This window comes from Amycolatopsis coloradensis, assembly GCF_001953865.1.
Taxonomy (GTDB): domain Bacteria; phylum Actinomycetota; class Actinomycetes; order Mycobacteriales; family Pseudonocardiaceae; genus Amycolatopsis; species Amycolatopsis coloradensis.
Map to the genome: position 1 here is coordinate 45,204 of NZ_MQUQ01000007.1, position 16,441 is coordinate 61,644.

A 16,441-nucleotide genomic window follows, 5' to 3' on the forward strand; every position below is an offset into this window, starting at 1 on the left:
CGCGTCGATGAACGCCGGGCCAGGTGATGTTCCGGGTCAGATGGTGGCTCCCGCTTGTGCGGGTCCACTGTGGACACAGGGTCACGGGCGGAATCCGCCGCGCTGTGCGTTGTCGTCGTGGTCAGAGATTGAGGTGCTCGATGGACTCCTCTCGTCGGGTGGGAAGGCGGGCGGGCTCGCTGTGGCGCATGCCGGACCGTGCGGCGAGCTCGGCGGCGGCCAGGCCGGGTGCCTGCCACGTGTCTGGTCCATTCAGGACGGCCGTACTGGCGTCCGCCGTGCTGGATAGAAGAACCGGGACCTGTTCGGCCGGGTGGTCATCGCGGCTCTGCCGCTCAGGTGTCGTGGTGACGCTGGAGCCGTGGAGATCGGTCGCGCGGCACCGCCGGAGGCGGAACGTCAAGCGTCCTAATCGGACGATGAAGGGGTGCCGTTCTTCGGGCTGCTCGTCATCCAGGTGGAAGTAGAGCGTCATGCGGCACGGTCCTGGGCCGGGGTGGCGAACTCGTCGCCGGGGGTGTGGAGGCGGGGTTCCAGCTCCTGTGGGTGGTTGCGGTTGTAGCTCGCGACCAGGGCCCGGTAGCTGCCGTGCAGGGCGGTGTCGTCGCGTTCGGCACGATCGAGGTGGCGGCACACCGCGTGGTAGACGCGGTCGGTGATGTCGGTCGTGCCCTTGCGGTAGCGATCGCGCGCGGCCCGGCAGTGGGTCAGAAGCAGGGAGTCATGGACATCGCCGCCGTCGGTTCGTGGCCGGGCGGGGAACCGGGTTCCGGCTCCTTGGAACCCGCGTTCCACGTGCAGCAGGGCGGGCAGGAAGTAGGTGACGGCGATGACGTCTCCGGCGAGCTGGTCGGCTGCGGCGTTGCGGTAGAGGTCCAAGGCGGAGTCCAGGGCGGTGAGTTCCTCGTCGGTGAAGCTGCTCATCTCCTGGTTGCCACCGACCGCGTTCATGCGATCGAGAAGGTCCCGCCGGGACGGAAGATGGGTGTGGTCGCGGGTGCGGACCGCGTCCAGCACGTCCCACATCAGCAGCCACCAGAACTCCAGCTGCGCGCTGATCAGCGCGGGATCGGGGATGTCCAGATGATTGGTCGGCAAGGCACGCTGCCGGATCACCTCGCGCGGGGTCGCCGACCGAAGCCCGGGATCGACGGTCACTCCGGTGTCGCGCAGGATTCGCGCATAGGCCTGCATGAAGTGCAGCTGAACCGGCTGGCTGCCCTGAGCATGCCGGAACGACATGTACGACAGCAGATGCACGTGGCGCTTTCCCGCGCCTGCGCCCCGCCCATTGATCTGCTGCGAGAATCCTGGAACACCAGCGACAAGGCGCAGAAGGACGGCGATCGCCGGTCCACACCCGAACGCGAGCACGAGCGTTCCCGGCCCGATGCCGCCACCGTGCGTCGCGACGCTCGGACCGAGCAGCGCCGCGCCGGCGAGCACGAACGCCACGTCGAATCCGATCCGGATACCCGCGATCCGGCGGGGACGGTCGCCGCCGAAGGCGAGCATGAGCCCATCTCGCGGAAGCGGACCGAGCGCGGCGGTGAGATAGGTCGCCGCGCCGACACAGAAGACCGCTCCGCCCGCGGCGAGCCACACGATCCGCGCGGGCAGGGACGTGACCGGCGGCAGGACGCCCAGCAGCAGGTCGGCGGTGATCGCGGGGACCACGAACCCGGCGACGGTGCCGATGCCGGGCCGGATCCGCAGCGGCACGAACGCCATCAGCATCACGGCTTGCACGGCGATGATCCCGCCGCCAAGACTGAACCCGAACCGGTGCGCGACCCCGAGGTGCAGTACGTCCATCGGGAGCAGGCCCAACCGGGCGCGCTGCAGCAGAGCGACGCCGAGGCCGATGGCGAGGGTTCCGGCCGTCAGCTGGGCGAGCCGGATCCCCAGCGCGGCACGTGGCGGCGCGGATCGGGTGTGAGCGGCCACCGGGTCAGCTCCCCGCTCCGGACACCCACGCGCGGGCGGCGTTCAGCAGCAGGTCGTTGTCCTGCCTGGATCCGAGCGTGATCCGCACCCCCACGTCGGGGTAGGCCAGGACCGTGATCCCGGACTCGAGGCAGTGCTGCTCGAACCGGGTCGCGTCCTCCCCCACCGGAAGCCACACATGGTTGGCGTGCGACGTCGGTGGCATGAAACCCATGTCCCACAGCGAGGTGAGGACACGGATCCGGTCGGTGGCCAGCAGGTCACACCGTGCGCGTATCGAGTCCTGTGATTTCAGGGAGGCCAGGGCCGCGGCCTGGGCCACAGTGGAGACGTCGAACGGCAGCGCCGCGCCGGAGACGGCCGCACTCAGGCTCGGCGGGGTGATCAGATAGCCGACGCGCAGCCCCGCCAGGCCGTAGGCCTTCGAGAACGTCCGTACCGCCACGACGTTGTCGCGGCCGTAGGCCCAGTGTGCTTTCGCCAGGGCGACAGCGTCGGCGTCGCCGTCGACGGCGTATTCGATGTAGGCCTCGTCGAGTACGACCACGACGTCGTCGGGCACCGTCGTGAGGAAGCGGCGGAGAGAGTCCTGGTCCAGCAGGGTTCCGGTCGGGTTGTGCGGATTGCTGATCACCACCATCCGCGTCGAGGGCCCGATCGCCGCGGCGAAGGCATCCAGGTCGATCGACCACTCCGGACTCAGCGGGACCGTCCGTACCGGCACCCCGATCTGTCCGGCGAACAGGTCGTAGGCCTGAAAAGCCGGACGGGGTATCAGAATCTCGTCGCCGGAACCGGCGCACACCACCCACATCAGCCGCTGCAGCAGCGCCGAGGACCCGGGCCCCACGATCACGGTCTCCGGTGGGATCCCGTGATGCGTCGCGAGCGCCTCGACCAGGTCCGGGCTGCCGCTGGCCGGATAGCGGTTCACGCCCCCGACCGTGTTCATCATCGCGCGTATCGCGGCGGGCACCGGCCCGGACGGTGACTCGTTACCCGACATCTTCACCGTTCCCGCCACCGTGCGCCCCGGCACGTATCGCGGCGTCGTGCCGAGGCTGCCGGTGGTCACGCTCCCTCCCGCTCGGGCCCGGCGTCCACGAAGAGCTGGGGATCCAGGCGTCCGAGCGCGTAGTCGCTTCGCAGATCACGGATTCTCTTGCTGACAAGGAAGTCCAGGTCCGGGCGCAAGACCGTGTCGTCGCCGAAAGTACGGTCGGAGCGGACCTCGAACGCGGCCACCCCGCGGTGCGGATTCAGCGTGACCGCCGCGTGCGCGACACCGGGCGGGATCCACATCACCGATCCGGGTCGGTGCAGCACCGGAGTCATGTCCTCGCCCCACAGCGACACCGCCAGGCCACGATGGACGAAGACGATGATCTCGGAGTCGGGATGCTCATGAGCCTGGGTGCTGTACTCACCCGGCATGCGGGCCGATCCTGCTGAGAGGTGCCGAACGGGAGCGACTCCGGAGTGAACGGCGGGAGTGAGGATCTGCTGCTGGGCTCCCAGCACGGAGGGCAGCTCGTAGACGTTGGTGTGAAACGGTTCCTCGGTCGACCGCCGGGGGACCGGGTTCTGATCGGCCGCCATTACGAGTTCACCGCCGCCGCGATCCGGAACTCGACCAGTTGCTCGTCGACGTTGTACTCGGTGAGCACTCTCAGCCCACCGGCGGTCAACTTCGCGCGTACCTCGGCGGCGCCGGCGCCCGGCAGCTGGGCGATGCCGACGAACGCGGGCAACTCGGTGTCACCTCGCCAGTGGCGGGCCAGGTGCGCCCAGCCGCTCCACCGATCCCATGTCAGCACCAGATCGGCCTCGTGCGCCGCGGCGTCGGAAGCTGGACGAAGCGGCGGTTCGTCGACGGCGCGCGGCGGCGCCGTGGTCTCGATACTCATGAATCCCCCTTGGAACTACAGAATTTCCCCCGAGGACGCACACAACGCGCCGAGTCCTGGGGTTTGCCAACCGCCGTGCGACAGCAGAGACGAGGGGATTGGGCGCACCTGGTGCTCAGCACGGGAAGGATCACCACAGCCCGCCAGGATTCGACCGGCGTGCCGTCACGAACGACGACGGGTGCTTACGTGCGAGGTCGGGTCGTCCCGATCACGTCCACGGCGCATGGGATAGGCAGAGCCCGGCCGAGTCGACTGTGGACAGAGCAGCACGAAACACGGTGGCACGCAGCAACAACCATGAGCACGAGGTCCCCCAACCTCCGGTGTGACCAATTCCCCCTGAATCAGCCGGCAAGCAATCGGACGGTCCTTTTAGGAGCACGCTCGGCACTTGCTGAGATCCACTCTTTCCCGGAAAACTACTCTGCGTCAAGGGCGACTTCATCGGGTCTACCAGCCATAACGCTCTGTTGCCGTCCAGATTGCCGGGAGATTCAGGCGCCCGCGACCACACACAGCGACGAGAGTTCGCGGTCATTGCCGCTGGTCGCGGGCCGGATCCGGTCTGCCGTAAAGGATCTCGACGCGCTATCGTGTGCAACACACGTCAACGTCTTGACAGGACAGCAGAAGGGGGGAGTGATGCGTACCAAGCACACCGATGGTTGGGCCGAAGCGGTCGAACTCGAACACGACCTCGCGCTCGGCGTCGAGCCCGAGGCGATCACGCCTCCCCCGACCCTTCCGACGGGTCGCGACGACGGCGAACGGGTTCTTGCCGAGTTTTCGCGCGCCCGCCAAGTGCACTTGCGCTACGAGCGATTCGAGAGCCGGGACGTGCTGCACGTACCGGACGGGCCGTCGTTTGTGGTCGGGTCTCCCGGGTTCGTCGCCACCGCCATCGTCGGTACCGCTCTACGCCGGGCCCGGCAACGCGGTAAGGCCAGGGCGATGGCCGCACCCCAATGGCACGAACACAACCTCGACGTCACCGTCGTGACCACCCATCGGCTCTGGTGCCACGTCGACGGCATCTGGGCGAACTTCAACTTCGACGAGATCTCCGGAGTCGAACTCACCGCGTCGATACCGGCACTGACGCTGGCTTTCCGCAGCACAACACCGCTACGCATCAGCGGAAAGTGGGCACCGTGGATCGCGGTCGCGAGCGCCTATGGAGCTTTCGGGCACCAGGCCCGCCAGCTCCCAGCGCTCGCCCCCCTTCGATCGGCCAGCCGGACCGCCACGGCGGCCACCACCGATGCCGCCGTCCACGTGCGCGACCGCGGCCGGCGGTAGCGCATCCTCAAACGCCACCCGTCACGCTCTCCACGCGACTACTCACGACTGAGGCCCAGCCCTGTTTCTCGGGCTGGGCCTCAGTGCAGCGTCGTGCAGGCGGAGCCGCCAAGCAAGCCGATCTCACCGTGAAAAGGAAATCACCAAAACCCGTGCCGTATAGGTCGTTATACGCGATGTGACGGGTTTGACATATTCCCTCGACGCACGTCGCCTGTTGCGCGCCCTCGTCCATGACGTCGGGCAGTTCTGTTCCCCCCAGTGCAAGCCGGAAGCAGCAGCAAGTCGTCCCCAACGCTCACTGATCGGGCGCGATCGCGCGACGCCGATGCTACTTCTTCGTGTGGTATGCCTCGACAATCTCGGAGGGAATGCGGCCGCGGTCGGAGACCGTGTAGCCCTGTTTGCGCGCCCACTTGCGAATCGCTTGGTTCTGCTCGCGATCAACTCCGGCGGGCCGCGCCGGGGCGGTAACAACGACCGGATTTCGCTTGGCGATCCGTCGGCGGCCGCCGGCGCGTCGGGCGTGCTCGACGTACTGCGCGAGCGCATCACGCAATTCTTCTGCGTTCTCGGCAGAGAGGTCGATCTGGTAAGTCACCCCGTCCAGTCCGAAATCGACTGTCTCCTCCGCCTCACCACCGTCCAGGTCGTCGACGAGTGTGACCTGCATTTTCTGTGCCATCAGGTGATTCCCCTATGTCGCGTACGATATTGATGATCGTGGACGCGCAGCCTGCGACCGCACCCCCAGGACAGTCCACTGCGGCACACTGCGCGATCTGGTCGCCACAGCGAAGAACCTCCGAGGGAAGTGCTGCGGCCGGTTCATCGAGCTAGTCTGCGGCGCGGATCTCATATTCCTACCACGTATCCCCGCAACACATTGCTAGGCACGACTAGGCATGTCCTTCACGAGACAGGATCGCGAGTCTGCACCGGCAGCCAACCACAATGCGGATCGCGCTCACGACGACGTAGGGCTCTCACAATCCGATGACTCGCGATCGCTTGCCGGAGCCCGCCGACACCAGGCCCTTGCATGGCAGGATTCGGCCTCAGGCAGAGTTTTCACCGTCGGCGCCGACATTGCCTGGATCAGCCTGACTGTGCTTCTGCTCGAGTGCCAGCAGCTGATCGATCACATTGCCCACAACGCCGAGGTGATCATCGGACAGTTCGCCTAAGCGCGCCAGGGTTTCCCGCATTCCTCCGTCACGCCGGGCCAGGAGATAGCGAATCTGAGCCAGCGACTCGGTAGGGTCCTCATCGGTGAAGTAGCTGCGCTCAACCCCGAAGAACTCGGCCAGAATGACCAGAGTGCTGAACTTGGGGTCGTCGGCGCGCCCCGTCCTCAGCCGCCAGATCGTTTGCGTGCTGAGGCTCCCGAGCTGTCTGCGCTCTATGCCCCTGGAGATCTCGGCGTCGCTCCACTCGCCGCCCTTGTCCTCCGGACGCAGCTTCGCCAGGTAGTCGAGCCGCTCGGCGACGGTGCTGCCTTTGCCGGGCTGCTTCAACTCCTGATGCTTGCCAGGCCCCTCCACCACCAACCCCCTCTCCAGGATCAACAGTTTTGGAACGCCCCAGACGTGAATCATTCCAAAACTGTTGACGACCGCCGGTCGGCATCATAGTGTGCTCCGAGGCTGGTCCACAACGTGGATCACCCGCGCAGCGTCGGCCATATCAGTGGGTGGCATGGCCGACGCAAGCTCGATGCAGGTCAGCCGACGATTCGGACAGTCGGCTGACCTGTATCAAAGGGGGTGGTGCGTTCCTGCCGCCGAGGGCAGGGGGTGGTACTGAGGCCGTCGGCGGCAGGAACGCGCGTGCTTCGCCAAAGGGGGTTTGGCGCACGCCCTCCCCCATTCTAAGGGGGTGGCGACCCAGGCGAGCTGGCTTTCGCTGAGACCGTCATCGATGCTGGCCGCGACTTTCGTGCTGCGTTGCCAGGTGATGCCGTCCCGTGATCACTGCCCGCGCTGACGTCCTCGTCGCGCCACGGCACTACAGGCCCGTTCTGAGCAGGACAAGGAAGAACCCCCGGCGCATGGGGTGGCGATGCGCGCCGGGGGTTCTTCGGCGGAGGCCGGGGGAAGTGCCCCCGCCATTCACCGTGCTCACATCACGATGCGAGCACGGTTGGACTTGCGTGCCGTCGGGCAATGCCACCGTCCGCGCGAGTCCGTCAGCCGTGCCGGGGACGGCCCGCTCAGGGAAGTGGCCACTATGGACGGTTACTACCCGGCGCCCTCTCGATCGCGTGAGACCGCTGCACCCGCTTGGCTCGACGCGAGAGTGTCCGCGGTCCGGCCGCAGCCTTGCCCACTGCCGGGCGTGCGCGTGGTTCTGGGCCGGGGAGTCGGGCCGGCCGTTCTCCTCACTTCTTCCTGATCGGCAGCAGCGTCGTACTTCTCGGCCCGTGCGGCGAGGCCGTCGGCGAACCGCCGAAGAAACAGAACGGCGGTGTGGAGGCCGGGACTGCTGGCGGGGTCCCATTCCTCTAGCTGCTCGGTGATCGCCGCGCCGAGGATGCGGTCCTCACCGGCCGCGACTCTGTGCTCTCGCGGGGACATGTCGTCAACGTAGGGCTGGGGCAGGAGCTGAAGCAGATTCCGGCTGCTGTTCGTCGTCGTCATTCGGAACTCCCCTTCCGCCATCCCAGATCGAGGAGCCGACGCTGGATCGCCCACCTCTGCGCCCCGATCTCATCGAGCCACCCTTCGTTCGCCGGGGCCACCTGCGACGCCAGAGCCTCATCGGCGTCGAGCTCGGCGCGCTCACGGAGCAGTTCGTCGCTCGTCATCGTGCTGAGGTCCTGGCCTCCGGCAGTGGCCGCCGCGCGGTCGCTGGCCGCGGCCGTGTCAAGCATGGATGAATGTCGCGTTCATGGGCGGGCCTTCGGTTCTCGGGAGTCGGGTGCGTGTTTGTCGAGCACGTCGTCGAGTTCGGCAGAGCCGTGGAGCGGTCTTCCGCCGAGTTCGCGGAGAAGGTCCCGGCGCAGTGCGCGCAACGCCTTCTCGGGGAGGCCGCCCCAGACGCCGTACTCTCCGCCGACCAGTCCCGTTCGGAGGCAGAACCGGCGGATCGTGCACGCGTCCCGGCAGACCTTGGTCGCTCGCTGACTGTCCTGTTTGGTCGTGGATCCCACATCGCCGCGTCATGGTCCGGGTGATTCCGGCAGGCAGCTCGTGCCCACGGGTCTGACGCCGAGGGCGGGCTGGCCGCTGCGGATTCCGCGGCACTGGTCACCGCGGCGAGAGTCGAGGTAGGCATAATGAGGTCAGGTCACTTTCTTCGGTGGAAGTAGACCGGTCCGGGTGTGACCTCGCGTGAGTTCTCCGTGCCAACGAATAGGGCTCACGCGGGGTCACACTTCTCCGGCCGTCGAGGATGTCGTTCGCCGTCCCTCCAGCCGTCTCCGAAGTGCCCGCACCGCGAGGACGGTCCCAGCGAGACCGCCGACCAGCACCAGGAAGCTCACGAGGGCAAGCCCGACGATCTGCAACTCCATGGTCACGCTCCCGTCGCGAAGCGGTGCTCGTAGCCGCAGGCCGGGCAGCTGGTCAGATCGAACGTCGGCGGCTCCGGCTCGGTCCGCACAGCGAAGGACCTGCAGTCCGGGCACCTCGGCCGCACCGTCGCCGGCGGCACGGACCCGTGCAGCCGCGGTGTGCCCGGCGGGCAGCTCGACGCCTGGCTCGTCACGTGGCGCCAGTCGGTCAGGCTGCGTCCGGACGGATCGGTCATCTCGATCGCTCCCTGGCAATACCGGCACTGGTCGCCGAAGCGCAGGAACGCCACGATCACGCTTGCGGCTCCGGCCGCGCGATCCGGCGCGGCGTCGTCGATCCGATAGCGGTACTCGCCGCCATCGGGGATCGGGCCCAGGACCTCGGTGATCCGGCCGGTGCGTTCTGGACCTCGGGTCTGGCAGGTCCCGATGATGATGTCGCCGGTCTGCGGCCGCACGAGCATGGTGGTCATCGAGACCTCCTCAGCAGAGGATGCGGCACAGCCAGGTTGTCCAGTTCTGGGCAATACGGATTGATCGCGATCATTACCAGCCGCCCGAACGGATGCTTTCGGGTCTCCCGGGTGCTGAGCGTGTACTCGCACGCGCACCTGTTCGGCGGGGCTTCGACCGGATCAGTCAGGGCCTTGTCCATCGCTCTACACCTGTCCGACCAGGGTCGACAGGTAGGCGCCGGCGCTGGTGGTGGAGCCATCGGCGATCGCGCTGAGCCTGTTGTTCTCGGCGAGGGAATCCGCGACCCTCCTCCACAGCGCGGTGATCTGCGCGGTGTCGCCGTTGCCTTCCGTGTCGAGCTCGCGGCAGAGCAGGTCTAAGCCGGAGTCGTCGGGATCGAGGATCGCGGCGGCCAGATGGGCGTCGTCTCCGGTGAAGGAATCCTGAACCAGGCTGGTGACCAAGCTCCTCAACTGCGCTTCGTGCATGGGTGTCTACCTCCAGAATGTCGTTGCCCGGGAATGGGTCTTGTCGATGCGGTGGGACGCGCGGCCACGGGCGGAAACCCGCCCGGCGGCGGCTACGCCACCAGCGTCAGGTTCGTGCGCATGTGCAGTTCACCCAGCGTCGCGAAGTGTCGATCGGCGTACGAATAGGTGCCCGGTGCTGCCTGCGGTGCGGGGCGCCAGACTTGGCCGTCGTCATCGCGAACCCCAGGCACGCCCTCGTCCGGGGCGGGGCCGAACCCTGCCGTCCAGAAGGTCACCGGCTGCTGCGATTGGCTCGTGGTTTCCATCTGCGTTCCTCCTGTTCGCTCAGGTGTCGTAAGGAGCGGGAAAAGGGCGAGGGCCAGGCCCGTCACGGGCCTGACGGCCCTGGCCCTCGCGTCTCTCGACCGGCCCTGCGAGGGGCGGTTCCGGCCGAGGCGGGAGAGCGGAACCCGGTGCCGGGGGACGCGGATGCACCGGGTTCCGCCAATGACGGCCAGGGCGCGGCGGGATGTGTTCTCGCCGGGGGTCGCGCGCTGCTGGCCGGGCTCCTGGTCGACTCGGCACGCCGGCTGCACCCAAGAAGGACCGGTGTGCCGAGTCGACGATCGTGGGCTCCGCTGTCGGCATGCCCGAGGTCTGAACTGCTCGGCCGGACCGTCACTCGAACCAAGACCCGCCTGGAAAGAACGCTTCGACGAGCCGAGCGAGTGCCTTTCCCGGCTCCCTTCTCTGCATCAGCGACAGCGTCTCCGCAGCGGGATCGGAGGTGGGCCAGGCGACTCCCCCACCGGGAGGCGGCTCCGGCACGGCCGCCGTCACGTCCCAGCAGGCCGGGCAGTACTCCCAGACCGGCATTCGCGCCCAGGGCCACACCGTGACCGCTCCGCATGCCGCCGCCCAGAACTGGCGGGCGACCTTGTCGTTGTCCGGGGCGGTCAAGTTGAACGACCGGGCACCTGGATCGAGCCGGTGCAGTAGCCGCCGGTAGACACCGGTGGCGGCCAGGGGTTCCGTCCACGGCACTCATGCCACCGCGGCCGAGGAGGCACGCCGGGCTGCTTCGACGCACACGAGGTGTCGCTGACCAGGACTGCCGGGCCGAGCTTGCAGGGGCAGGCCGCACAGCGTGCCGACGATCTCCCCGACCGTGACGGTCTCGGGGGCGAGCAGCACGGCGTGATCCTGGCCGTTCTCGCCGTACATCCAGAAGACCTCTCGCACAGTGCACTCCAAACTCAGCCGACAGGAAACCGGAGGCGCCGTCGGTCTGGCTGCGCCGAAGAACGATCACTGGATGTTTCATTGCGGCTCCAATGAGTGTTGGTGCAGCAGGCCCTCGCGGTGAGAAAAGCGGGCCATTGAGAGGCCCGGCGCGTCGGCTGCCGACGAACCTTTGAGACTCCGCGATCCATCGGCTTCCGACGCCGGGAGAGGGCCGCACCTACACGGCTGGGGGGCTGCCGCACGTCCCTCCCCCGACACCTTCGACCGGTCGGGTACTTTGACTTGCATACCCTCCGGCCTACGAGAAACATAGTCCAGGAATATTTATTTGCTAGTCAAGGACGCCATTCGGGTGAATGGCCGCGGAGCGCGGTCAGGGAGATGGGCGAGGCCACGGAGCGCGGCTCAGTCCACAGGAAGGAAGACGATGAACGGGAGCGTGAGTCCCACGTTGCGCAGGCGACGGCTCGGCCGTCAGGTCCGGGAGCGCCGGACCGAGCTGAGGATGTCGGGTACGGAGGTGGCCCGGCGCATCAAGGTCAACCAGTCGCGCTGGTCGAAATTCGAGGCGGGCAAGGCGGGTCTGACCGAGGTCCAGATCCGCAAAACCATCGAAGTTCTGCACCCCCTCGGAGGAGCAGGCCGCTGAGTGGATGGACTTGTGGCGCCACGGCGACCAGCTCGGCTGGTGGTCGGAGTACGTCGACGTCATCACCGAGTATGACGAGATGCTGGCCGGTTTCGAACTCGATGCTGCCCACGTGCGCCAATACGTCGACGCGTACATCCCAACGATGCTCGCGGAAGAGACGTATACCCGCGCCGTCGTGAGCGCCTCGCAACGCACCAGGCCGGTAGACATGTCGCGCGTGGTGGAGTTCAGGATGCGGCGCAAGCAGCGTCTTGCCGACCCAGACTTCCGGTACACCGTGGTGATCGGCGAAGCCGCGCTACATAGCCACGTCGGAGGCCGCCTGGTGCTGGCCTCGACGCTCCGGCACATCCTTGATGCCTCCTGGCAGGCCACCGTCGAGGTACTTGTCGTGCCATTCACCGCCGACGCCTACGGCGCGAAGGGCAGCGCCTTCGCGATCACGGAGTTCTCCGACCCCGACGATCCCGAAGCCGTGTTCGTCGAGTCCGGGCCAGGTACCGGGTTTCTTGAGAAGCCGTCCGAACTGCGCTACTACAACAACCTGTTCAGCGTCGCGTCGAGCAAGGCGGTCGCACTCGATGTCGACGACTCACATCGGCGCATCGAAGAGATCTGGGCGATGTACAGCGGGTAAGCCCGCCGCCGTTACCGTGATCGTCGCCGCTCCCCTGCCCACACTTCGTGATCGCAGGGGATGCTGCGTTGGGGTGGGGAACCACCACCCACGGCGGGCCCCACCCGTGACCAGTGAAGGAGTGACGATGACAGTAGAACGGCCGCCCGTCGAGAAGCTGCGCGGCGGCGAGTACATCAAGTCCTCGTTCTCACCGGACAAGGGCGACTGCGTTCGTTTGAGCCGTGTCGAGGGCTGGATCGGGATGCAGGACGAAAAGGAGTACGACACCATCCCGGCGACCCAGCGCACCACGCTCGGGTACACCGTCGCTGAGTTCGCAGCGTTCCTCAAGGGCGCCAAGGCCGGCGAGTTTGACCATCTCATCCTGTAACGACGCTATTCGGCAACACGAGCGGAGGCCCGCGCCGCGTGTATCGGCGCGGGTCTCCGTCGTTGGCAGCCCCGAACACTACGCAGCAGTGCGCGTACCACGGTATCCGGTTCAAGCGCCACGTTCAGGAAGATGACACCTGTCGGCGCCAGTGATTGCATCGGCTGGCCGCGACGACAGCCGGAGGCGTCGAGGACAGACATGGACGTGATCCGCGATCATCTACGGCGACCGGGAACACCGAGCACGCCGAGTCGACTTTGGCTGGAAAGACTCGGTCGTCTACGAACGGTCGAAGTCTGCCGTCGCCAGCGACGCCAGCCAAGCTTTGGCGCGATCCAGCCGCAGGCCGCCGACCGGTTCGCAGAGCTGTATGGCCTGCCTCGCGTAGTTTCGCGCTGCGTCTAGGTCGCCGGCGATCCTGGCGACGTCGGCGAGAGCCATCAGTACGTCGGCCTCGTAGCCAGCGGACCGCGACTCGCGGACGCGCTGCAAGCGTTGCAGTGCCGCGGCGGGTGAGCCGACGTGGGCGTCAAGCCGTGCGAGGGCGACCTCCACGGCGGCCGCGCCCTCGCGATCCCCCATGTCGGCGAACATCTCCCGTGCGACGCGCAGGTGCCGATCCGCATCGTCGAACCGTCCGGCTTGCAGCAGCACCTCGCCGATCCGACGATGGCGCAGGGCGACACCGCGGTCGATCCCGAGCTCCTCCTCGATGCGCAGGCTCTCAGTGAAGTAGGCGACGGCCTTGTCAAGGTCGCCGAGGCCCTGAGCGGCCATCCCCAGCTGGTCCACCGCGACCGACTCGTTGAGGCGATCTCCCGTACTCCGGGCAAGATCCCGCGCGTCCGAGCACGCCTGCTCGGCGGCGTCGAAGTGCCCTAGATCCAGGTATGCGCGGCCCAGCTGGCACCGCAGCCGGGCTTCCGCCTCAGCGTTTCCACAGCGATGCGCGGCCGTGATCCCGAGGGCGTGCGTCCGTAGCCAGGCGGTTGCCAGCTCGCCGGACGCGATCACTGCGGGCACCGCGCTAACATGGACGCCAACGCCGACTTCTCCTGGACGGTGATCGTCAGGCCGTAGTAGTGCTTGACGGTGATCCAGTCGGTGGCGTAGGTGCACCAGAACGACACGAGCGGCGGCTTCCACTGGTCCGGCGCCTTGTCGCTCTTCTCCTGGTTGACGTTGTCGGTGACGGCGAACAGCTGCGGCCGGGTCAGGTCGTTCGCGAACTGGCGCCGCTTCTCGTCGNNCAGTGCGGGTACTTCTTGCGGTCGTAGCCGTCCATCGAACCGCGCGGCGCGACGGTGAGCTCGTCCAGCTGCTTACGCGCATTCGTGGGTTCCGCTCCGGTTGCCGTCGGCTCGCCGCAGGCGGCCGTGACCACGACGACGGCGGCAAGGATGATCGAGGCGAGGCGCTTCACGCAGCACCTCCCCGAATGCGGGCCCGCACCGCGGCGACGAGCACGTCGACCTCGCGAGGCGTGGGCGTGTGGGTGTCGCCGGCGGCGTAGGCGTGCCCGTCGAGCACGTCGGTCGCCGAGGCGTCGAGCGCTTGGCGGTCCCGGCGGCCGCCGAAGTCGGTGTCGAGCCGGGTGATCACCTGCTCGATGAGCACCGGATCGACGCCATGCTTCACGGCGTCGCAGTGTCCGTTGTGGATGACGGTGGGCATGTGGCTGTCCTCGATGAAGTAGTAGGTGGGCAACGAAAGACCGGGGCTGTGGCTCACCGGCGGGTGAGCCACAGCCCCGGAACGGGTTTCAGGTGGCGACAAAAGCGAGTCAGGACCGCAGGTACGACACTGCGTCGGCCAGGGGGATCTTCGTGGCCAACGGGGCGCCGTCGCGGAATTCGACGTTGTAGGCGGTGCCGTTGGCGTCGAGGTGGATGGAGCGGCGGGTGTCGATGTGCTTGTACCGCGTGATCTCGACCCCGTCGGAGGTGACGGTTTCCATGCACATCAGGTCGGGCAGCAGGTCCGGCACGCTCAGCTTGGCCGGTCCCCAGTTCGGTTTGGTGTCCACAGCGATCTCCTTCGTGGTTGGCGAAATAGCGACAGCCTGGGGTCGAACCTCACGACGAGGTTCGACCCCCGGCGCGGCCGGATGATCGAGCGGCGGGTGTTGAGTGGTGGAGCCGGGCGGCTGCATGGCTACCTGGTTCGGTAGCCGGAGGAACGGTGGATGGGCCAGCGGGCGGACGTTGCCGTCGGGCCGGGAATCCTCGACTCCATCCCGACGGGGCAGGTCGGTCGAGCGGGCCGTCCTATTGGAGCGCGGTGATTACTGGCGGCCGCTGTACGTCTTCGATCTCAGCGTCCTGCCGGTTCGCCAGGTTCTCGGCGATCAGGTTGAGACCCCAGCCAAGGGCTGCGTGCAGGAGGTACAAGAGGGCGGCCGGGGCCAGGCGCAGCGCAAGCTGCGGCCCCAACCCGGTGAACGCGGCCGGGATGTTGGCCGACCAGGCCATCGCCAGGTCCGGAACAACCGGCGCGATCAGCAACGCGATCAGAGCGAGGTAGGCCACCGAGGTGGTGCGGGCCAGGGCGCGACCATCGCGGTCGAGCTGGATCCGCTTGTAGGTGTCCAGGTGTTGGGGATGGTGGGTCCAGCCGCGGTCGCCGTAGATGACATCCCTCCCGACCCTGATGACCATCAGGAGCAGCAGGGCGATCACGCCGCCGGTAAGCAGGTGCTGCGGGCTGCGGCCGGTAGCGGCGGGCCACAGCCACAGCTCAGGGTGCGCGATGACGATCAGGTAGAACACGATCGCGGCCGCGCCCCACAGGGCCAGCTCGGCGAGGGCCTGTGCGTTGCGCAGCTGGTCATGGAAGTAGGTGTTGAACCGCAGCGGAGGCTCCGGCCGGTGGGTCTTCGGGTCGGGTTCATCGGTGAGCTCGCGCATGGGAGGTCCTTTCCAGGTGGGGCGGGATGGGATGGCGGGGCAGATCCCGGGGTTGGCCGGGGTTCCCGGTGCAGGGCGGTTCGGCGGGCGCAGCGGCAATCGCTGCCCGGTAGCATTGGCGGGCGATCAGCGCAGCGACGACGCCGAGAACGGCGAACGCGAGGGCCCCGATGAAGGCCAGCGTCGCGATCACGGCCACAGGTCCCTCCTCACTGGAGTGGGCGGGGCGATGTAGAAGCCGTCGAACACCGTCGCGGTGGCCGGGTCGAGCGCGTCGTCGGGCGCGATCTCGGTGCGCAGCCAGGGATCCCCGTCGGCGAGGTACGGCACCTGAGTGTCGTGCTCGTTCCCGACGGCGTCGCGGATCCGCGCGATGCCCGCGAGGGTGCGGGATCCACGCATCTGGATGCGGTTGGTGCTCGACAGAAGCCTCCACGGTGGCCGTTGCCCAGCCAGGTTCGGGTTGTCGTCCTGAATCAGGATGGGCAGAAGCGCGATGTTGAGCTTCCGGGCGCGGCGGGCGACCCACATCCAGCGCTGCGGCCGGTTCCCGACGATCCGGTCGGCTCCTTCCACCACCGCCAGGATCACCGGCAGTTCGGTGCCGGCGAGACTCCGCTCGCCGCGGTCTCGCAGGATCTCGGCACGGACTTCCACCGCGTCGTGCAGCAGGTCGATCGCCGTGCCCGGGGTCGTGTTCAGGATCGGGATGCTCGCGATCTCCGCGAGCAGCGGGTTCTCCATCCCGCCGGAAAGATCGGTGTAGAGGGTGGTGAGCGGCACGACCTGGCTCGCGCGGGCGGCGGCGGCCAGTGCCCGCGCGGTGGTGCTCTTGCCGCTGCCCTTCGGGCCGGAGATCACGCCGCTGAAGGTGTGGACGTCCCCGGCGAGGTCGAACCAGGCGGGCCCGGCTCCGTCGAGCCGGGTGCCGAGGCCGAGGTGTCCGGAGTGGTCCCAGGCCAGGGCAGGTGTCGCGGCGGGAGTGGTGATCATGGTGGTCACAAGCGGGCTCCTTCCGTGAGATGGTTG

25 protein-coding genes and 1 pseudogene are annotated in these 16,441 nt (G+C 67.6%); 4 read left to right on the plus strand and 22 right to left on the minus strand.

Going from position 1 to position 16,441, the window contains the following annotated elements; all coding sequences use genetic code 11:
* Positions 1-121: 121 nt before the first annotated feature.
* From BS329_RS15400 to BS329_RS15420, 5 genes are read right to left on the minus strand one after another with little or no spacing between them, the layout of a single operon-like run.
* Positions 122-475 carry a hypothetical protein gene (locus tag BS329_RS15400; protein WP_076161234.1) on the minus strand — a complete coding sequence of 118 codons (354 nt, stop codon included), beginning with the start codon at positions 473-475 and terminating at the stop codon, positions 122-124.
* Complete coding sequence (locus BS329_RS15405) at positions 472-1,947, minus strand: YczE/YyaS/YitT family protein (RefSeq protein ID WP_076161236.1); 1,476 nt, start codon at positions 1,945-1,947, stop codon at positions 472-474. The genes BS329_RS15400 and BS329_RS15405 overlap by 4 nt, the downstream gene beginning before the upstream one ends.
* 4 nt (positions 1,948-1,951) lie before the next feature.
* The gene (locus BS329_RS15410) at positions 1,952-3,022 is read right to left on the minus strand and encodes an aminotransferase class I/II-fold pyridoxal phosphate-dependent enzyme (protein ID WP_076161239.1); all 1,071 of its coding nucleotides are present in this window, start codon (positions 3,020-3,022) and stop codon (positions 1,952-1,954) included.
* Complete coding sequence (locus tag BS329_RS15415; protein ID WP_076161241.1) at positions 3,019-3,546, minus strand: cupin domain-containing protein; 528 nt, start codon at positions 3,544-3,546, stop codon at positions 3,019-3,021. Before BS329_RS15415 ends, BS329_RS15410 begins: the two co-directional genes overlap by 4 nt.
* Positions 3,546-3,854 (minus strand): hypothetical protein, encoded by a 309-nt coding sequence (locus tag BS329_RS15420; RefSeq protein ID WP_076161244.1) that lies wholly within the window; start codon positions 3,852-3,854, stop codon positions 3,546-3,548. Before BS329_RS15420 ends, BS329_RS15415 begins: the two co-directional genes overlap by 1 nt.
* A 645-nt stretch (positions 3,855-4,499) precedes the next feature.
* On the opposite strand from BS329_RS15420, the gene BS329_RS15425 reads away from it, so the two are divergent.
* Positions 4,500-5,156, plus strand: a complete 657-nt coding sequence (locus BS329_RS15425) for a hypothetical protein (protein WP_076161247.1) — start codon at positions 4,500-4,502, stop codon at positions 5,154-5,156.
* Between the two features lie 331 nt (positions 5,157-5,487).
* Here the strand turns inward: BS329_RS15425 and BS329_RS15430 are convergent, their stop codons facing one another.
* From BS329_RS15430 to BS329_RS15475, 11 genes are all read right to left on the minus strand, one after another.
* Positions 5,488-5,841 carry a histone-like nucleoid-structuring protein Lsr2 gene (locus BS329_RS15430; RefSeq protein ID WP_076161249.1) on the minus strand — a complete coding sequence of 118 codons (354 nt, stop codon included), beginning with the start codon at positions 5,839-5,841 and terminating at the stop codon, positions 5,488-5,490.
* Between the two features lie 373 nt (positions 5,842-6,214).
* Positions 6,215-6,754, minus strand: a complete 540-nt coding sequence (locus BS329_RS15435) for a hypothetical protein (protein ID WP_076161252.1) — start codon at positions 6,752-6,754, stop codon at positions 6,215-6,217.
* 642 nt (positions 6,755-7,396) lie between these two features.
* The gene (locus BS329_RS15440; RefSeq protein WP_076161255.1) at positions 7,397-7,795 is read right to left on the minus strand and encodes a hypothetical protein; all 399 of its coding nucleotides are present in this window, start codon (positions 7,793-7,795) and stop codon (positions 7,397-7,399) included.
* Positions 7,792-8,028 (minus strand): hypothetical protein, encoded by a 237-nt coding sequence (locus BS329_RS15445; RefSeq protein ID WP_076161257.1) that lies wholly within the window; start codon positions 8,026-8,028, stop codon positions 7,792-7,794. The genes BS329_RS15440 and BS329_RS15445 overlap by 4 nt, the downstream gene beginning before the upstream one ends.
* A 15-nt stretch (positions 8,029-8,043) precedes the next feature.
* Positions 8,044-8,307 (minus strand): WhiB family transcriptional regulator, encoded by a 264-nt coding sequence (locus BS329_RS15450; protein ID WP_076161260.1) that lies wholly within the window; start codon positions 8,305-8,307, stop codon positions 8,044-8,046.
* Positions 8,308-8,526: 219 nt separating this feature from the next.
* Positions 8,527-8,670: a hypothetical protein gene (locus BS329_RS43360; RefSeq protein WP_158075787.1), complete on the minus strand. Its 144-nt coding sequence runs from the start codon at positions 8,668-8,670 to the stop codon at positions 8,527-8,529.
* 2 nt (positions 8,671-8,672) lie between these two features.
* Positions 8,673-9,143, minus strand: a complete 471-nt coding sequence (locus BS329_RS15455) for a hypothetical protein (protein WP_076161262.1) — start codon at positions 9,141-9,143, stop codon at positions 8,673-8,675.
* A gap of 186 nt (positions 9,144-9,329) precedes the next feature.
* Positions 9,330-9,614 carry a hypothetical protein gene (locus tag BS329_RS15460; RefSeq protein ID WP_076161265.1) on the minus strand — a complete coding sequence of 95 codons (285 nt, stop codon included), beginning with the start codon at positions 9,612-9,614 and terminating at the stop codon, positions 9,330-9,332.
* A 92-nt stretch (positions 9,615-9,706) separates the two neighbouring features.
* Positions 9,707-9,922: a hypothetical protein gene (locus BS329_RS15465; protein WP_076161267.1), complete on the minus strand. Its 216-nt coding sequence runs from the start codon at positions 9,920-9,922 to the stop codon at positions 9,707-9,709.
* Between the two features lie 352 nt (positions 9,923-10,274).
* Positions 10,275-10,640 carry a hypothetical protein gene (locus tag BS329_RS15470; RefSeq protein WP_076161270.1) on the minus strand — a complete coding sequence of 122 codons (366 nt, stop codon included), beginning with the start codon at positions 10,638-10,640 and terminating at the stop codon, positions 10,275-10,277.
* Positions 10,641-10,838 carry a hypothetical protein gene (locus BS329_RS15475; protein ID WP_143253047.1) on the minus strand — a complete coding sequence of 66 codons (198 nt, stop codon included), beginning with the start codon at positions 10,836-10,838 and terminating at the stop codon, positions 10,641-10,643. It abuts the gene before it with no gap.
* Positions 10,839-11,268: 430 nt separating this feature from the next.
* Between BS329_RS15475 and BS329_RS15480 the strand changes: the two genes are divergently transcribed.
* The 3 genes from BS329_RS15480 (at position 11,269) to BS329_RS15490 (ending at position 12,503) form a co-directional block, all read left to right on the plus strand.
* Positions 11,269-11,490, plus strand: coding sequence for a helix-turn-helix domain-containing protein (locus tag BS329_RS15480; protein WP_076161275.1), 222 nt, complete (start codon positions 11,269-11,271; stop codon positions 11,488-11,490).
* Positions 11,491-11,494: 4 nt separating this feature from the next.
* The gene (locus BS329_RS15485; RefSeq protein WP_076161277.1) at positions 11,495-12,130 is read left to right on the plus strand and encodes a DUF5753 domain-containing protein; all 636 of its coding nucleotides are present in this window, start codon (positions 11,495-11,497) and stop codon (positions 12,128-12,130) included.
* A gap of 127 nt (positions 12,131-12,257) precedes the next feature.
* Positions 12,258-12,503 (plus strand): DUF397 domain-containing protein, encoded by a 246-nt coding sequence (locus tag BS329_RS15490; protein WP_076161279.1) that lies wholly within the window; start codon positions 12,258-12,260, stop codon positions 12,501-12,503.
* Positions 12,504-12,785: 282 nt separating this feature from the next.
* On the opposite strand, the gene BS329_RS15495 is transcribed toward BS329_RS15490, so the two are convergent.
* The 6 genes and pseudogenes from BS329_RS15495 to BS329_RS15520 form a co-directional block, all read right to left on the minus strand.
* Positions 12,786-13,529, minus strand: coding sequence for a tetratricopeptide repeat protein (locus tag BS329_RS15495; protein ID WP_076161282.1), 744 nt, complete (start codon positions 13,527-13,529; stop codon positions 12,786-12,788).
* A pseudogene (locus BS329_RS45505) lies at positions 13,517-13,750 on the minus strand (HNH endonuclease); the annotation flags it as partial. The gene BS329_RS15495 and the pseudogene BS329_RS45505, both read right to left, overlap by 13 nt.
* A 175-nt stretch (positions 13,751-13,925) precedes the next feature.
* Positions 13,926-14,180, minus strand: a complete 255-nt coding sequence (locus tag BS329_RS15505) for a hypothetical protein (RefSeq protein ID WP_143253048.1) — start codon at positions 14,178-14,180, stop codon at positions 13,926-13,928.
* 109 nt (positions 14,181-14,289) lie between these two features.
* A complete protein-coding gene (locus tag BS329_RS15510) occupies positions 14,290-14,532 on the minus strand; it encodes a hypothetical protein (protein ID WP_076161286.1) in 243 nt (80 codons plus the stop codon).
* 241 nt (positions 14,533-14,773) lie between these two features.
* Positions 14,774-15,412, minus strand: a complete 639-nt coding sequence (locus BS329_RS15515; protein ID WP_076161289.1) for a hypothetical protein — start codon at positions 15,410-15,412, stop codon at positions 14,774-14,776.
* Between the two features lie 189 nt (positions 15,413-15,601).
* Entirely contained in the window at positions 15,602-16,414 is an 813-nt protein-coding gene (locus BS329_RS15520) for a preprotein translocase subunit SecD family protein (protein ID WP_076161291.1), read from the minus strand.
* Positions 16,415-16,441: the final 27 nt, after the last annotated feature.

Coding starts and splice junctions, on each gene's coding strand:
- BS329_RS15400 (WP_076161234.1), bottom strand. CDS start 475: ATGACGCTCTACTTCCACCTGGATGACGAGCAGCCCGAAGAACGGCAC.
- BS329_RS15415 (WP_076161241.1), bottom strand. CDS start 3,546: ATGGCGGCCGATCAGAACCCGGTCCCCCGGCGGTCGACCGAGGAACCG.
- BS329_RS15420 (WP_076161244.1), bottom strand. CDS start 3,854: ATGAGTATCGAGACCACGGCGCCGCCGCGCGCCGTCGACGAACCGCCG.
- BS329_RS15425 (WP_076161247.1), top strand. CDS start 4,500: ATGCGTACCAAGCACACCGATGGTTGGGCCGAAGCGGTCGAACTCGAA.
- BS329_RS15430 (WP_076161249.1), bottom strand. CDS start 5,841: ATGGCACAGAAAATGCAGGTCACACTCGTCGACGACCTGGACGGTGGT.
- BS329_RS15435 (WP_076161252.1), bottom strand. CDS start 6,754: ATGATTCACGTCTGGGGCGTTCCAAAACTGTTGATCCTGGAGAGGGGG.
- BS329_RS15440 (WP_076161255.1), bottom strand. CDS start 7,795: ATGACGACGACGAACAGCAGCCGGAATCTGCTTCAGCTCCTGCCCCAG.
- BS329_RS15445 (WP_076161257.1), bottom strand. CDS start 8,028: ATGCTTGACACGGCCGCGGCCAGCGACCGCGCGGCGGCCACTGCCGGA.
- BS329_RS43360 (WP_158075787.1), bottom strand. CDS start 8,670: ATGGAGTTGCAGATCGTCGGGCTTGCCCTCGTGAGCTTCCTGGTGCTG.
- BS329_RS15455 (WP_076161262.1), bottom strand. CDS start 9,143: ATGACCACCATGCTCGTGCGGCCGCAGACCGGCGACATCATCATCGGG.
- BS329_RS15460 (WP_076161265.1), bottom strand. CDS start 9,614: ATGCACGAAGCGCAGTTGAGGAGCTTGGTCACCAGCCTGGTTCAGGAT.
- BS329_RS15465 (WP_076161267.1), bottom strand. CDS start 9,922: ATGGAAACCACGAGCCAATCGCAGCAGCCGGTGACCTTCTGGACGGCA.
- BS329_RS15480 (WP_076161275.1), top strand. CDS start 11,269: ATGAACGGGAGCGTGAGTCCCACGTTGCGCAGGCGACGGCTCGGCCGT.
- BS329_RS15485 (WP_076161277.1), top strand. CDS start 11,495: ATGGACTTGTGGCGCCACGGCGACCAGCTCGGCTGGTGGTCGGAGTAC.
- BS329_RS15490 (WP_076161279.1), top strand. CDS start 12,258: ATGACAGTAGAACGGCCGCCCGTCGAGAAGCTGCGCGGCGGCGAGTAC.
- BS329_RS15505 (WP_143253048.1), bottom strand. CDS start 14,180: ATGCCCACCGTCATCCACAACGGACACTGCGACGCCGTGAAGCATGGC.
- BS329_RS15515 (WP_076161289.1), bottom strand. CDS start 15,412: ATGCGCGAGCTCACCGATGAACCCGACCCGAAGACCCACCGGCCGGAG.